The sequence below is a fragment of the Vibrio superstes genome (genome assembly GCF_003569005.1).
Lineage (GTDB): Bacteria > Pseudomonadota > Gammaproteobacteria > Enterobacterales > Vibrionaceae > Vibrio > Vibrio superstes.
Genome location: NZ_BCUR01000004.1, coordinates 449,265 through 464,076 on the forward strand (window position 1 = coordinate 449,265; position 14,812 = coordinate 464,076).

Here is a 14,812-nt window from a genome sequence, read left to right on the forward strand (position 1 = left end):
GTAGCAGGATGCAAATCAATCTAGAGATTAGGACAAAGTGAGAAATATGCGTTGGCTCTCTCGTTTCCATGGAAAGGAATCGACTCCCACATTAAGCCCTGAGCAAGAATCCTCTGAAGAGTCGCTAGACGACGTTCAGCAATACTCTACATTGCCAGTGCTATTTGATAGACAGCTAGTGTGGCTATCACTGATCCTAATGCTAATAGGCTTAGTGATGGTGACCTCTGCTTCGCTACCTGTTAGTTACTCCCATTATGGTTACCCATTCCATTATGCAATTCGTCACGCCTTTTATTTGTGCCTAGCGCTCGGTGTGATGGGGGCTGTTATACATGTTCCTACTGAGTATTGGTTAAAACACAGCTCTAAGTTACTGATTGTCAGTATGATCTTACTGGTTGTGGTGCTATTGGCTGGTAAGTCAGTTAACGGTGCATCGCGTTGGATTCCTCTCGGCCCCATTAACTTCCAGCCAGCAGAGTTGGCTAAGCTAGCGCTGTTCGTTTTTATGGCGAGTTATCTATATCGGAAACAGCAGGAAGTAAGATCGAGCTTTAAGAGTGGCTTCTTCAAGCCCTTTATTGTCTTTGCCTTATCGGCTCTCTTACTCTTAGGACAGCCGGACCTTGGTACCGTGGTTGTAATGTTAGTGACTATCTTCGGTATGCTGTTTATTGCGGGTGCCAAACTGTGGCAATTCCTAGCCTTGGTGTTTGCAGGTGTCTTGGGGATTGGCGTTTTGATCCTAATTGAACCTTACCGAATGAAGCGTGTTACTTCGTTTCTCGACCCTTGGGAAGACCCCTTTGGTAGTGGCTACCAATTAACTCAATCATTAATGGCATTTGGTCGAGGTGAGTGGTTTGGTCAAGGCCTAGGAAACTCAATTCAAAAGCTCGCTTATCTTCCTGAAGCGCATACCGACTTTGTATTTGCGGTGATGGGGGAGGAGCTGGGCTTTATTGGCGTGACGGGGATTCTACTGCTGATCTTTGCTCTAGTGTTTAAGTCGGTGTTTATCGGCAAGCGAGCCTTTGATGCTGGCGACGTGTTTAGTGGCTATCTGGCGCTAGGCTTTGGCATCTGGTTTGCCTTTCAGACTGTGGTCAACGTTGGCGCAGCAGCTGGTATGGTACCGACCAAAGGCTTAACCCTGCCGCTGATCAGTTATGGTGGTTCGAGTCTGATCATCATGTCCATCGCGGTAGCTATCGTGATACGAATCGATCACGAGCATCGAGTATTAGATTATAAAGAGTCGTTACAAGCAGACGACGTGAAGCAAGATGAAGTAAAGCAAGGTGTAGCCTAATAATGACAAACAATAAAAAGCGACTCTTGGTGATGGCGGGTGGCACTGGCGGTCACGTTTTTCCTGGGCTTGCAGTAGCGAAATATCTGCAGCAACAAGGATGGGAAATCCGCTGGTTAGGTACGGCTGATCGCATGGAAGCCGACCTGGTACCAAAGCACGGCATCGAGATTGATTTCATTAAGGTCAAAGGACTAAGAGGCCAAGGCTTAGGTAAATTAATCAAAGCGCCTTTTCAGATCATTAATGCCATTGGCCAGGCGAAAGCGCATATTAAGCGCTACAACCCAGATGTGGTTTTAGGAATGGGTGGCTATGTTAGCGGCCCAGGTGGTATCGCTGCCCGTCAGTGCGGTATTCCATTGGTGTTGCATGAGCAAAACGCTGTGGCAGGGCTGACCAATGGTTGGCTGGCTAAGGTAGCAAGCAAGGTATTCCAAGCCTTTCCTGGTGCGTTTCCCAATGCAGAAGTCGTTGGTAACCCGGTTCGAACAGATGTGGTCGCACTTGAGTCGCCACAGATAAGGCTTGCCTCTCGTGAGGGTGACATCCGAATCTTGGTGATGGGGGGCAGTCAAGGTGCGCGCATTTTAAATCACACACTGCCTGAAACCATAGCAGAGCTAGGCAGTGGTTATACGGTTTGGCATCAAGTGGGTAAAGATAATCGTGAAGATGTCGATTCTCGCTACCAGAAAGCGGGGGTTCAACAAGCGAAGGTCACCGAGTTCATTGATGACGTAGCCGCTGCGTATGAGTGGGCCGATCTCATCGTGTGCCGCTCTGGTGCGTTGACCGTTTCTGAGGTTTCAGCAGCAGGCTTGGCGGCGATATTCATCCCGTATCCACATAAAGATAGACAACAAGCGCTCAATGGCGACTACCTAGTCGACGCTGACGCTGCAAAAATGATTGAGCAGCAGAACCTATCTGCCGCCAAATTAACAAAAACAATTCAGGGGCTAGATAGAGCCTCTTTGCTCGAGATGGCAATAAAGTCACGCCAAGCGGCTAAGCTTGATGCAGATAAAGTGGTTGCTGAGGCGATAGTCGCTCTAAGCAACCGCAGTGATAAATAATCTCGAACAATACTGAGCAAGAGAACAATTATGGTAATCGAACACAAACAAGATTTGGCACACATCCGAGCTATGATCCCTGAGATGCGACGCGTGAAAAGTATTCACTTCGTTGGCATCGGTGGCGCGGGTATGAGTGGCATTGCTGAGGTTTTGCTAAATGAAGGCTACGCCATCTCTGGCTCAGACATTAGTCAAAATGCCGTTACAGACCGACTGCAAAGCAAGGGTGCGACCATCTTTATTGGTCATGACCAAACCAATGTAGAGAATGCCAGTGTGGTAGTGGTATCTACAGCGATTGATCAGGGGAACCCTGAACTTGTTGCGGCTAAAGCTTTACGTATACCTGTTGTGCGTCGTGCAGAGATGCTCGCTGAGATTATGCGTTACCGCCATGGTATTGCCGTCGCGGGTACTCACGGTAAAACCACAACGACTGCCTTAGTGACTCAGATCTATTCAGAAGCAGGCTTAGATCCTACGTTTGTTAACGGTGGCCTAGTAAAGAGCGCGGGAACCAATGCGCGTCTGGGCTCAAGTCGTATCCTTATTGCTGAAGCAGACGAAAGCGATGCCTCCTTCTTGCACCTTCAGCCTATGGTCGCCATCGTTACTAACATTGAAGCTGACCATATGGATACATACGGCGGTGACTTTGAAGTACTCAAGCAAACCTTTGCTGACTTCCTGCACAAACTGCCATTCTATGGCCAAGCAATCATGTGCATTGATGATCCTGTTATCCGTGAGATGCTCCCAACCATCAGTCGCCAAGTTATTACTTACGGCTTCTCTGATGATGCGGACGTGAAGATCGTGAATTACCGTCAGCAAGGGCAACAGAGCTTCTTTACGGTAGAGCGTGAAGGACGAAATGACTTAGAGATTACGCTCAACATGCCAGGTAAGCACAATGCATTGAATGCGTCAGCTGCGATTGCCGTTGCCACTGAAGATGACATCTCTGATGAAGCGATTCTTTCGGCATTACTGGCAACTCAAGGCACGGGCCGTCGATTTGAGCACTTAGGCGAATTTAACACCGGTAATGGTACTGCCATGCTGGTGGATGATTACGGCCATCACCCTAGTGAGGTTGATGTTACCATTGATGCCGCGCGTGCAGGTTGGCCGGATAAGCGTCTGGTTATGGTGTTTCAACCACACCGTTACAGCCGTACTCGCGATCTTTACGATGATTTTGCTAATGTCTTGGACAAAGTTGACGTACTGCTGATGTTAGACGTTTATTCTGCGGGTGAAGCACCTATTGCTGGGGCTGACGGACGTTCTCTATGCCGTACTATCCGTAGCCGAGGTCGTATTGATCCTATCTTTGTTAAAGAGCAAGATGAACTACCGAAGGTACTGGCCAACTTGTTGCAAGAAGGTGATCTTGTTCTCACTCAGGGCGCTGGTGATGTAGGAAAGGTTGCTAAAAGGTTGGAAAAGTTAGAACTTAACATCAGAGCAATGCAAAAAAGCTAGTTTCCTTATCGAAATATCCGTTATTGCTATGGAAAGATAATGCCGGGCAAGTATAATCAGTCAATAGATATACTTGCCTGTAAAGGGTTATGTGCCGTTAATTAGGAAGTCGACGACATTATAAAAATGGAATCTACATTAGACGTCGAAACCGAATATAAACAAAGGCCTAGGTTAAAATTTTCTTGGGTTGATGCGAGTTTTTTATTGTTCGTAGTCGCTTTGATTGTGTTTGGTATTTTTTCCACAGTTGCATGGATGCGAGACAGTGGACGACTACCCCTTTCTCAATTTGTCCTTGAAGGTGACCTTGAATATGTGCACAGCACTGATGTGCAGAGTGCGTTATCACATATTCATCCATTTGGCACATTTATGACTCAGGATGTTAATCAATTGCAAACAGCTGTTGAATCTCTTCCTTGGGTTGCGAGTGCCGCCATTCGTAAGCAATGGCCAAACACCATTAAGGTGTTTTTGATGGAGCATCACCCAGCCGCAATCTGGAATGGTAATGCGCTTCTAAACAGTAACGGCCAGATATTTTATGCCGACGTTGGGCAGTTGCATCAGCAAGACCAAGAAATCGTTAAGCTTTACGGCCCTGAAACTGAAAGTGAAAGGGTGTTAGACACTTGGCGAGAGATTAAGTCGCAATTTGCGAGTCTCGGTTTACAGATCACTTCAGTTGTACTGAATGACCGACACGCTTGGCAGCTGATACTAGACAATGGCATCCGCCTTGAATTGGGTAAAGATGCATTAGAAGAAAGAATTCAGAGGTTTGTTGAGCTATATCGCCACATGGATGAGAGAGTTCAGCAGATCAGTTATATAGATTTAAGATATGACACCGGAGCCGCCATCGGCTGGCTAACGGAAGACCAAAGGCAAGAGAGTAGTAATGACCAAGGGCACGGATGACAACCTGATTGTTGGTCTGGATATCGGTACAGCGACTGTTTCAGCGCTAGTAGGCGAGATTCTTCCAGACGGACAGATCAATATTATTGGCGCTGGTAGCAGTCCATCCCGTGGAATGGATAAGGGCGGGGTGAACGACCTCGACTCTGTGATCAAATCAGTGGAGCGCGCAGTGAATCAAGCTGAGCTTATGGCTGAGCACAAGATCACCAACGTATACCTATCCATCTCAGGTCAGCACATTACCAGTCGTATTGAAAAGGGCATGGGCACCATCTCTGATGAAGAGGTGTCCCAAGAAGATATGGATCGCGCGATCCATACAGCTCGCTCTATCAAGATTGGTGAAGAAGAACGCATCCTGCATGTTATTCCGCAAGAATTTAAAATCGATCACCTTGGTGGGATCAAGAACCCACTAGGGCTTTCTGGCGTGCGCATGGAAGTGAGCGTTCATATGATCTCTTGCCATAACGATATGGCTCGTAATGTTATCAAGGCAGTAGAGCGCTGTGGCCTGACGGTTGAACAATTGGTCTTCTCTGGCCTTGCAGCAAGTGATGCTGTTATTACAGAAGACGAAAAAGAGCTGGGTGTGTGCGTTGTAGATATCGGCGCAGGTACTATGGATGTAGCACTTTGGACTGGCGGCGCACTGCGTCACACCGAGGTGTTCTCCTATGCAGGTAACTCTGTCACCAGTGATATAGCATTTGCCTTTGGCACACCAATTAACGATGCCGAAGAGATTAAGGTTAAGTATGGCTGCGCTATGAGTGAATTGGTTAGCAAAGATGACACAGTTAACGTTCCTAGCGTTGGCGGTCGCCCATCTCGCAGTTTACAAAGACAAACCTTATCTGAAGTGATAGAACCGCGTTATACTGAGCTTATGGGTTTAATAAACCAAGCGATTGAAAACGCTCAAAACAAGATGCGAGAGAACGGTGTTAAACACCATCATATTGCAGCTGGTATCGTATTAACTGGCGGCGCATCGCAAATAGAAGGTTTAGCTGAATGTGCAGAACGCGTATTTGGCAATCAAGTTAGAATCGGTAAGCCTACAGAAGTAAAAGGCTTAACAGATTACGTAAAGGAGCCGTACCACTCTACGGCAGTTGGTTTATTGCATTATGGCAAAGACAGCAGTTTTAATGATGAAGGCGAGTATTCGGAACCGAAACAGTCCTCTCTAACTGGCTTGTTCAGCAAAATGCGTAATTGGATACAAAAAGAATTTTAACCTGGATAGACAGGAAAACGGAGAAAGCACATGTTTGAACCGATGACGGAAATGAATGACGAAGCCGTAATTAAGGTCGTTGGTGTTGGCGGTGGCGGCGGTAATGCCGTTGAACATATGGTGCGTGAGTCCATCGAGGGCGTAGAATTCATCAGTGTTAATACCGATGCACAGGCGCTACGCAAAACTAGCGTTAGCTCTGTTATTCAAATTGGTACAGATATCACCAAAGGTCTTGGTGCTGGAGCGAACCCACAAGTAGGTCGTGATTCGGCGCTTGAAGATCGTGAAGCGATCAAAGAAGTACTAACGGGTGCCGACATGGTATTCATCGCAGCTGGTATGGGCGGCGGTACAGGTACAGGCGCAGCACCTGTTATTGCAGAGATTGCCAAAGAGCTTGGCGTTCTAACGGTAGCAGTAGTGACTAAGCCATTTGGTTTTGAAGGCAAAAAACGCCTATCGTTTGCAGAGCAAGGAATCGAAGAGCTTTCAAAGCATGTTGATTCATTGATTACGATTCCAAATGAAAAGCTACTTAAGGTGTACGGACGCAACGTAACCCTCTTAGAAGCATTCGGCTATGCAAATGACGTACTAAAAGATGCAGTACAAGGTATTGCAGAATTGATTACTCGTCCTGGCATGATCAACGTCGACTTCGCGGATGTTCGTACCGTGATGTCTGAGATGGGTCAAGCTATGATGGGCAGTGGCGTATCTACTGGTGAAGACCGTGCAGAAGAAGCAGCAGAAGCCGCTATTTCTCACTCTCTACTAGAAGATATCGACTTAGCTGGCGCACGTGGAGTACTTGTTAATATTACTGCAGGTATGGATATGCGTCTGGACGAGTTCGAGATTGTGGGTAACACAGTTAAGGCATTCGCGTCTGACAATGCTACAGTTGTAATTGGTACTTCTCTAGACCCTGATATGTCTGACGAATTCCGCGTAACTGTTGTTGCAACAGGCATTGGCAACGAGAAGAAGCCAGAGATTACTTTGGTTGGTGCCGCGTCTAAGCCAAAAGCGGTTTCGACTCCTGAGCCTCGCGTTGCTGCGGCAACAAAAGCAGAGCCAGAGATGAAGATCCAACCCGCTGCGGTTAAGCCAAAAACTGAACCAACAGCGTCACGCCCAGCGAGTGGTGCGGGACAGCAGGTAGCAAACTCAGGTCAAACTGAGAGTGCATACCTTGATATACCAGCATTTTTACGCAACCAAGCGGACTAATTGTTCGTTTTTTTGACAATTGTAAAAAAACTGGTAGGATGTGCGACCAAGCTGATAAACAGCTAGCAACTTTGCTTTAATGAGAGGTATTGCATGATTAGGCAGCGTACTTTAAAAGAGATTGTCAAAACAACTGGAGTGGGTCTGCACTCTGGGCGCAAAGTGACATTAACGCTTCGCCCAGCGGCAACAAACACAGGTGTTATATACCGTAGAACAGATCTAGAACCTGCAGTGGATTTCCCTGCGGATGCTAACTCTGTGCGCGATACAATGCTTTGTACTGCTCTTGTTAACGATGAAGGCGTGCGTATTTCTACCGTTGAACACTTAAATGCCGCGCTTGCTGGTATGGGTATCGATAATATTATTATCGAGGTAGATGCACCTGAAATCCCTATTATGGATGGTAGTGCTAGCCCATTCGTATACTTGCTGCAATCGGCAGGTATCGAGGTGCAAAACGCAGCTAAGCGTTTTATTCGTATCAAGAAACCAGTTCGCGTAGAAGACGGTGATAAGTGGGCAGAGCTTGTTCCTTATGACGGTTTCCGCCTGGATTTTGAGATTGAATTCGAACACCCAGCGATCGATTCAGATGAGCAGCATATGCTATTCGATTTCTCTTCGAAGTCATTCGTAAAAGAGATCTCTCGCGCTCGTACTTTTGGTTTCATGCGTGATATTGAGTACCTTCAGTCTCAAAATCTATGTCTAGGCGGTAGCTTTGACTGTGCAATCGTATTGGACGAATACCGAATTCTTAACGAAGACGGCTTACGTTTCTCTAACGAGTTTGTGACTCACAAAGTACTTGATGCTATTGGTGATATGTACATGTGTGGTTCTCCAATCGTGGGTGAACTGCGTGCATTTAAATCAGGCCATGGCTTGAACAACCAACTTCTTCGTGCAGTACTTGCAGATCAAGAAGCTTGGGAATGGGCAACCTTCGAAGAAGAAGCAGGCTCACCAGTGGCATTCGCTGAACCAAACATGGTTTTAGCGTAATCGCTAATTAGACAGCGTTCTAATAAAAAAGCAGCCAATGGCTGCTTTTTTTGTATCTAATTTTCTAGCTGATAGCCTATTTCTCTGCGAGTTTGGCGATATTCTGCAGTCGCTGCCTGATTTTGTCTGGAGCCATTTCGGCCAACATATTCAGATTGTCCGCTGTGGCTTGTGATAGCGGAGGACGAGAAAGGGGCTTTTTTTCTGCAACGAACAATTGATCGTTTTTATAGAGATCGGGACACACCTTTACTTCTATATTTATAAGGCGAGCAAAACCTTGTTGTCTCAATTGAGATAGTAGATACAAACGGTCATAGTTAAGCTTCATCATGATCGATGCATTGGCGACCTCTAAGATTAACTGACTACCACGACAATTTGCCACGCGACAATAACGCCTGATTTCCTTTGGTAGCAAATCAAGAATGGTGTTATTCAACTTATTGATGGTAGCAGCATGCTCTTGGATTGATCCAAGCTTGGTGTTCTTGATAACGTCTTCAGTAAGTGTAGGTCTATGGTCTCGCACGGCTATGCCTTAATGACAGATAACACTATAATTTTATCACGCCTTCGCCTTTGATTCGCTTTATCTTTGGTCAATACAAAGGAAAAAGTAGAAGCTTGTTCAAACTAAACCAGTTTCTAATGGTGGATAACTTCAAAATTTCATACACTAGAGTGCATTAAATCTAGCTTGAAGCTTGAAATTGCTTGCTTTGAACTCAATATAATTAGCACTCGCTTAATAGATAGACAAGCTGAACAAGTATTTGGGATCTCGAGATCCCACAACAAGAGAAACGATAACAATGATAACTAAGCTACTGACAAAGGTAATTGGCAGTCGAAACGACCGTACTCTTCGCCGTCTTCGTAAGATCGTTAAAGAGATCAATAGCTACGAACCAGATTACGAAAAGCTAAGTGACGAAGAACTAAAAGCCAAAACGGTTGAGTTCCGTCAGCGTCTAGAGCAAGGAGAAACTCTAGAGCAGTTGCTACCTCATGCATTTGCAACCGTACGTGAAGCATCAAAGCGTGTGTACGGCATGCGTCACTTCGACGTGCAGCTGATTGGTGGCATGGTACTGAATAACAGCCAAATCGCAGAGATGCGTACTGGTGAGGGTAAGACCCTAACGGCAACACTACCGGCATACCTAAACGCCCTAACTGGCAAAGGCGTTCACATCGTTACTGTGAACGACTATTTGGCGAGCCGTGATGCTGAGACTAACCGTCCACTATTTGAATTCCTTGGAATGACAGTAGGTGTGAATGTGCCAAACATGGCACCTCCAGCGAAGAAAGAAGCTTACCAAGCCGATATCCTATACGGAACAAACAACGAGTTCGGTTTCGATTACCTACGTGACAACATGGCGTTTCGTAGCGAAGACCGCGTGCAACGCGAGCGTTTCTTCGCAGTAGTGGATGAGGTTGACTCCATCCTAATCGATGAAGCTCGAACTCCGCTTATCATTTCTGGTCCTGCAGAAGACAGTTCAGACCTTTACACTCGCATCAACACGCTAATTCCACATCTTGAGATACAAGATAAAGAAGATAGCGAAGAGTATCGTGGTGATGGCCACTACACTCTGGATGAGAAATCTAAGCAAGTTTACCTAACCGAGACAGGTCAAGAGTTCGTTGAAGAACTAATGGTTAAGAACGGCCTGATGGAAGAGGGTGACACTCTTTACTCTCCAACTAACATCAGCCTACTTCACCACGTGAATGCAGCACTTCGAGCGCATGTATTGTTTGAGCGCAACGTTGATTACATCGTGAACGAAGATGGCGAAGTGGTTATCGTTGATGAGCACACAGGTCGTACTATGCCAGGTCGTCGCTGGTCTGAAGGTCTTCATCAAGCGGTTGAAGCAAAAGAAGGCGTTAAGATCCAAAACGAAAACCAGACGTTGGCATCGATTACCTTCCAGAACTACTTCCGTCTATACGACAAACTATCGGGCATGACAGGTACTGCCGATACTGAAGCATTTGAGTTCCAGTCTATCTACGGCCTAGAAACAGTGGTTATCCCAACCAATAAGCCTATGGTTCGCAACGATATGCCTGATGTGGTTTATCGTACAGAGGCAGAGAAGTTTGCTGCTATTATCGAAGATATCAAAGAGCGTGTAGAGGCGGGACAGCCATCATTGGTGGGTACTGTATCTATCGAAAAATCAGAGCTGCTTTCTAATGCTTTGAAAGACGCGAAGATCGAGCACAACGTTCTGAATGCGAAATTCCACGAACGGGAAGCAGAAATCGTTGCTGGCGCAGGTATGCCAGGTGCGGTAACTATCGCAACCAACATGGCAGGTCGTGGTACCGATATCGTGCTAGGTGGTAACTGGAAAGCGGAAGTTGAAGCGCTAGATAATCCATCTGAAGAGCAAGTAGAGAAGATCAGACAAGAGTGGAAGCAAGTTCATGACGCTGTACTCGAGTCAGGTGGCTTGCACATCATTGGTACTGAGCGTCACGAATCTCGTCGTATCGACAACCAGCTACGTGGTCGTTCTGGTCGTCAGGGTGATGCAGGTTCATCTCGCTTCTACCTATCAATGGAAGATTCATTGCTACGTATCTTTACTTCAGAGCGTATGGCTGGCTTGATTCAGTCTGGTATGGACGAAGGTGAAGCTATCGAGAGCAAGATGCTTTCTCGCTCTATTGAAAAGGCACAACGTAAAGTTGAAGGCCGCAACTTTGATATTCGTAAGCAGCTACTTGAGTACGATGATGTTGCCAACGACCAACGTAAAGTGGTTTACGAGTTGCGCGATGAGTTGATGGAAGTTGACGATATCAGCGTGATGATTGAACAAAACCGTGAAGATGTGGTTGAAAGCACAATCAACGAATACATTCCGCCTCAGTCTCTAGAAGAGATGTGGGACATCGAGGGCCTAGAGAAGCGTATGAAGTCAGATTTCGATCTAGACCTATCAATTCAAACTTGGCTAGACGAAGATGACAAGCTTTATGAAGAAGCATTGCGTGAGAAGATCCTGAACACTGCAGTTGAAGTGTACAAGCAGAAAGAAGAAGTGGTTGGCGCATCTGTGCTACGTAACTTTGAAAAATCTGTCATGTTGCAGTCTCTTGATGGACTTTGGAAAGAGCACTTGGCGGCGATGGATCACCTACGTCAGGGTATCCACCTACGTGGCTATGCACAGAAGAACCCGAAACAAGAATATAAGCGTGAATCATTTGAGTTGTTTGAAGGCCTGCTAGAAACCCTTAAAACAGACGTAATTACTATCCTTAGTAAGGTTCGAGTACAGCAGCAAGAAGAAGTTGAGCGTATGGAAGCTCAACGTCAAGCTCAAGCGGAAGCGGCTGCACGTATGGCGCAAGCTCAGCATCAAACAGCTGAAAGCCAGTTGGCGGATGATGAGCAGTCTGAAGCTGCGGGTCAAACCCCAGTTCGCAATGAACAAAAGGTTGGTCGCAACGAACCTTGCCCATGTGGTTCTGGTAAGAAGTACAAGCAGTGTCACGGTAAAATTGCTTAATTATTCAATTAGGTAATTACGGATACACTAAGAAGAGTCGCGTTAGCGGCTCTTTTTTTGCCTGAAAAGGAGAGTAAATGAAAAGAGTACATATCGTCGCTGGAATCATTTTTAATCCAGAAAAGACTCAAGTTTATATAACAAAGCGCCCTGATAACGCCCATAAAGGCAGCTTCTGGGAGTTTCCTGGTGGAAAAGTAGAAGATAGTGAATCTGTTAGTGACGCAATAGAAAGAGAACTGTTCGAAGAGATCGGTATTCAAGGTTTACACAGTGAGTCATTCCAGCATTTTGATTTTGATTATTCAGACAAGTCGCTGAGTTTTGATTTCTTGTTGATCCACAGCTTTGAAGGCGAGCCTTATGGCAAAGAAGGGCAACTAGGTCAATGGGTCGCTGTGCCGGACCTAGCCAATTACGCCTTCCCAGAAGCAAACGTTCCAGTAGTGGAAGCGGTGATCCAACACTTTTGCGATGAAATGTGAATTGGCTGGATTCCAAAGTGTGATTCAGATACATTAAGTTACCCCCAGCTTTATATAATGGAGACTAGCGTAGTGGTGCGAATAGCAGTTGCCGGAGCGGCAGGCCGTATGGGCCGTAACTTGGTTAAAGCAACAAATGTCATGGAGCAAGCAACCCTTGGTGCAGCCAATGAACGTCCACAATCTTCTTTGATTGGTGTTGATGTTGGCGAGTTGAGTGGTGAAGGAAAGCTTGATGTCGCATTAGTTGATGATTTCAGCAAGGTTGTCGATGAATTTGACGTAATTGTTGATTTTACAGCACCAGAAAACACGTTAGCGAACCTAGAGTTGTGTAAAGAGTACGGTAAGGCAATTGTCATTGGAACGACTGGTTTTACTGAGTCTCAAAAGCAACAGATTAGTGAGTACTCTAAAGACGTTTCTATTGTTATGGCGCCAAACTTCAGTGTGGGCGTTAACCTAGTCTTTAAGCTTCTTGAAAAAGCAGCCAAGGTAATGGGGGATTACACGGACATTGAAATTGTTGAAGCGCATCACCGTCATAAGGTAGATGCTCCATCTGGCACAGCAATTGGTATGGGTGAAGCTATCGCCAATGCTATGGGAAATGAACTTTCAGATGTTGCAGTCTATGCACGCGAAGGCATTACAGGCGAAAGAACCCGTGATGAAATTGGCTTTGCCACTATCCGAGCTGGCGATATTGTCGGCGAGCACACTGCGATGTTTGCAGATCTGGGTGAGAGAGTAGAGATTACTCATAAGGCAACCGATAGAATGACATTTGCCAATGGTGCGGTAAGAGCGGCCCTTTGGTTAGGGAGTAAACCAGCAGGTTTGTATAGCATGACCGATGTGCTCGATTTGAATAATATCTAAAAAAACGCCAGCATTTGCTGGCGTTTTTTTTGTTTGAAATTTACGGCCACTTATAAGCGAGTTTTTATAAGGTTTAGTGTTTATTTTGGTTGTTTCGTATGAAATCAGTATCGAGATTGGTGTTTTTAGTGGTTAACTGTCCAGGTTAACGTTTGCTATTTTTTTTGGATCGCATTTTTACAGCGATGTGAGCAAAATCAGAGCAACGGGTAAAGCTTCTGCTGTTTTTACACTAATAAAGTAGGGTTAAGTTTAAGTTTTACCGGTTTCATATTATAAATTACATATGATAGTTAAAAAGTTTAGTTTTTATTCGTCATTTATTTGACAATTTTGCGCTGCATCTTTAAAATGCCGCCAATTTGTCTGAGTTCAGCAAATGTGATCTGTCTCTACATAGAGTCAGGTACTTGAAATTTAATTTATTAATTTCGCATATTTATTTGTTTGGAGGTTGTCTTGAATAAGCCAGCAATATTGGTCCTTGAAGATGGGACTGTGTTCCGTGGTGTAGCGATTGGAGCTGAAGGCTCTGCCGTTGGAGAAGTTGTTTTTAATACCTCGATGACGGGGTACCAAGAAATTCTTACTGATCCTTCCTATTCTCAACAGATCGTTACTCTTACTTACCCTCACATTGGCAACACCGGAACCAATTCCGAAGATGAAGAATCTACTTCAATTCACGCTCAAGGCCTTGTGATTCGCGATCTCCCTCTTATAGCTTCTAACTTCCGCAACGAACAAACCCTTTCTGATTACCTTAAGTCTCAAAACATTGTCGGCATTGCAGACATCGATACGCGTAAACTAACTCGTATTCTACGTGAGAAAGGTGCACAGAACGGTTGTGTTGTTGCTGGTAACAACCTTGACGAAGCTCTAGCGCTAGCTAAAGCAAAAGAATTCCCTGGCCTAAAAGGAATGGATCTTGCGAAAGAGGTTACAACAAAAGAAGCGTACCAATGGAAACAAGGTTCGTGGACGCTCACGGGTGGTCTTCCAGAAGCGAAAGATGACTCAGAACTGCCATATCACGTTGTTGCCTACGACTTCGGTGCAAAGCGCAACATCCTGCGCATGCTCGTTGACCGTGGCTGCCGCCTAACCGTCGTTCCAGCTGAAACCTCAGCGGAAGAAGTACTGGCAATGAATCCAGATGGCGTTTTCCTTTCGAATGGCCCTGGTGACCCAGCACCGTGTACTTACGCAATTGAAGCAACACAGACTTTCCTAGACAAAGGCTTACCTATTTTCGGCATCTGCCTTGGTCACCAAATCCTAGCTTTGGCTTCTGGTGCTAAAACAGTGAAGATGAAGTTTGGTCACCACGGTGCCAACCATCCTGTTAAAGACCTAGATCGCGATGTAGTGATGATTACTTCTCAGAACCACGGCTTTGCTGCTGATGAAGAAACATTGCCTGCTAACTTACGCGCAACACACAAGTCGCTATTTGATGGTTCTTTGCAAGGTATTCACCGCACAGATAAACCAGCATTCAGCTTCCAAGGTCACCCAGAAGCGAGCCCAGGTCCACATGACGCAGCTCCACTATTCGACCATTTCATTGACCTGATTAAAGAACACAAAGCGTAAGT

General features: G+C 45.7%; 12 protein-coding genes. 11 read left to right on the forward strand and 1 reads right to left on the reverse strand.

Annotated features, from left to right (window positions below):
* The first annotated feature begins 46 nt into the window (after positions 1-46).
* The 7 genes from ftsW to lpxC all read left to right on the forward strand — a co-directional run bounded on the left by ftsW (position 47) and on the right by lpxC (position 8,302).
* Positions 47-1,315 (forward strand): cell division protein FtsW, encoded by a 1,269-nt coding sequence (gene ftsW / locus D5I41_RS10110; protein ID WP_119009689.1) that lies wholly within the window; start codon positions 47-49, stop codon positions 1,313-1,315.
* 2 nt (positions 1,316-1,317) lie between these two features.
* Positions 1,318-2,394, forward strand: coding sequence for an undecaprenyldiphospho-muramoylpentapeptide beta-N-acetylglucosaminyltransferase (murG, locus tag D5I41_RS10115; RefSeq protein WP_119009690.1), 1,077 nt, complete (start codon positions 1,318-1,320; stop codon positions 2,392-2,394).
* 30 nt (positions 2,395-2,424) lie between these two features.
* Positions 2,425-3,885 carry a UDP-N-acetylmuramate--L-alanine ligase gene (gene murC / locus D5I41_RS10120; RefSeq protein WP_119009691.1) on the forward strand — a complete coding sequence of 487 codons (1,461 nt, stop codon included), beginning with the start codon at positions 2,425-2,427 and terminating at the stop codon, positions 3,883-3,885.
* A gap of 126 nt (positions 3,886-4,011) precedes the next feature.
* Positions 4,012-4,809 carry a cell division protein FtsQ/DivIB gene (locus D5I41_RS10125; protein ID WP_119009692.1) on the forward strand — a complete coding sequence of 266 codons (798 nt, stop codon included), beginning with the start codon at positions 4,012-4,014 and terminating at the stop codon, positions 4,807-4,809.
* Entirely contained in the window at positions 4,790-6,055 is a 1,266-nt protein-coding gene (gene ftsA / locus D5I41_RS10130; RefSeq protein WP_119009693.1) for a cell division protein FtsA, read from the forward strand. Before D5I41_RS10125 ends, ftsA begins: the two co-directional genes overlap by 20 nt.
* Positions 6,056-6,085: 30 nt before the next feature.
* On the forward strand, positions 6,086-7,291 hold the full coding sequence (ftsZ, locus tag D5I41_RS10135; RefSeq protein ID WP_119009694.1) for a cell division protein FtsZ: 1,206 nt from the start codon (positions 6,086-6,088) through the stop codon (positions 7,289-7,291).
* A gap of 93 nt (positions 7,292-7,384) precedes the next feature.
* Entirely contained in the window at positions 7,385-8,302 is a 918-nt protein-coding gene (gene lpxC / locus D5I41_RS10140; protein WP_017026849.1) for a UDP-3-O-acyl-N-acetylglucosamine deacetylase, read from the forward strand.
* Between the two features lie 76 nt (positions 8,303-8,378).
* On the opposite strand, the gene D5I41_RS10145 is transcribed toward lpxC, so the two are convergent.
* Positions 8,379-8,834, reverse strand: coding sequence for a DUF721 domain-containing protein (locus D5I41_RS10145; RefSeq protein WP_119009695.1), 456 nt, complete (start codon positions 8,832-8,834; stop codon positions 8,379-8,381).
* Between the two features lie 283 nt (positions 8,835-9,117).
* Here D5I41_RS10145 and secA point away from each other — a divergent pair, with 283 nt between their 5' ends.
* From secA to carA, 4 genes are all read left to right on the forward strand, one after another.
* Positions 9,118-11,844: a preprotein translocase subunit SecA gene (gene secA, locus D5I41_RS10150; RefSeq protein ID WP_119009696.1), complete on the forward strand. Its 2,727-nt coding sequence runs from the start codon at positions 9,118-9,120 to the stop codon at positions 11,842-11,844.
* Between the two features lie 77 nt (positions 11,845-11,921).
* Positions 11,922-12,329, forward strand: coding sequence for an 8-oxo-dGTP diphosphatase MutT (gene mutT / locus D5I41_RS10155; RefSeq protein ID WP_119009697.1), 408 nt, complete (start codon positions 11,922-11,924; stop codon positions 12,327-12,329).
* A 57-nt stretch (positions 12,330-12,386) separates the two neighbouring features.
* Positions 12,387-13,211, forward strand: coding sequence for a 4-hydroxy-tetrahydrodipicolinate reductase (dapB, locus tag D5I41_RS10160; protein WP_186811071.1), 825 nt, complete (start codon positions 12,387-12,389; stop codon positions 13,209-13,211).
* Positions 13,212-13,670: 459 nt separating this feature from the next.
* The gene (gene carA / locus D5I41_RS10165) at positions 13,671-14,810 is read left to right on the forward strand and encodes a glutamine-hydrolyzing carbamoyl-phosphate synthase small subunit (protein ID WP_119009699.1); all 1,140 of its coding nucleotides are present in this window, start codon (positions 13,671-13,673) and stop codon (positions 14,808-14,810) included.
* The last annotated feature ends 2 nt before the right edge of the window (positions 14,811-14,812 follow it).

What these genes read in the sequence shown, in the direction of transcription:
- ftsW (WP_119009689.1), top strand. Translation starts at nt 47, where the DNA reads ATGCGTTGGCTCTCTCGTTTCCATGGAAAGGAATCGACTCCCACATTA.
- murG (WP_119009690.1), top strand. Translation starts at nt 1,318, where the DNA reads ATGACAAACAATAAAAAGCGACTCTTGGTGATGGCGGGTGGCACTGGC.
- murC (WP_119009691.1), top strand. Translation starts at nt 2,425, where the DNA reads ATGGTAATCGAACACAAACAAGATTTGGCACACATCCGAGCTATGATC.
- D5I41_RS10125 (WP_119009692.1), top strand. Translation starts at nt 4,012, where the DNA reads ATGGAATCTACATTAGACGTCGAAACCGAATATAAACAAAGGCCTAGG.
- ftsA (WP_119009693.1), top strand. Translation starts at nt 4,790, where the DNA reads ATGACCAAGGGCACGGATGACAACCTGATTGTTGGTCTGGATATCGGT.
- ftsZ (WP_119009694.1), top strand. Translation starts at nt 6,086, where the DNA reads ATGTTTGAACCGATGACGGAAATGAATGACGAAGCCGTAATTAAGGTC.
- lpxC (WP_017026849.1), top strand. Translation starts at nt 7,385, where the DNA reads ATGATTAGGCAGCGTACTTTAAAAGAGATTGTCAAAACAACTGGAGTG.
- secA (WP_119009696.1), top strand. Translation starts at nt 9,118, where the DNA reads ATGATAACTAAGCTACTGACAAAGGTAATTGGCAGTCGAAACGACCGT.
- mutT (WP_119009697.1), top strand. Translation starts at nt 11,922, where the DNA reads ATGAAAAGAGTACATATCGTCGCTGGAATCATTTTTAATCCAGAAAAG.
- dapB (WP_186811071.1), top strand. Translation starts at nt 12,387, where the DNA reads ATGGAGACTAGCGTAGTGGTGCGAATAGCAGTTGCCGGAGCGGCAGGC.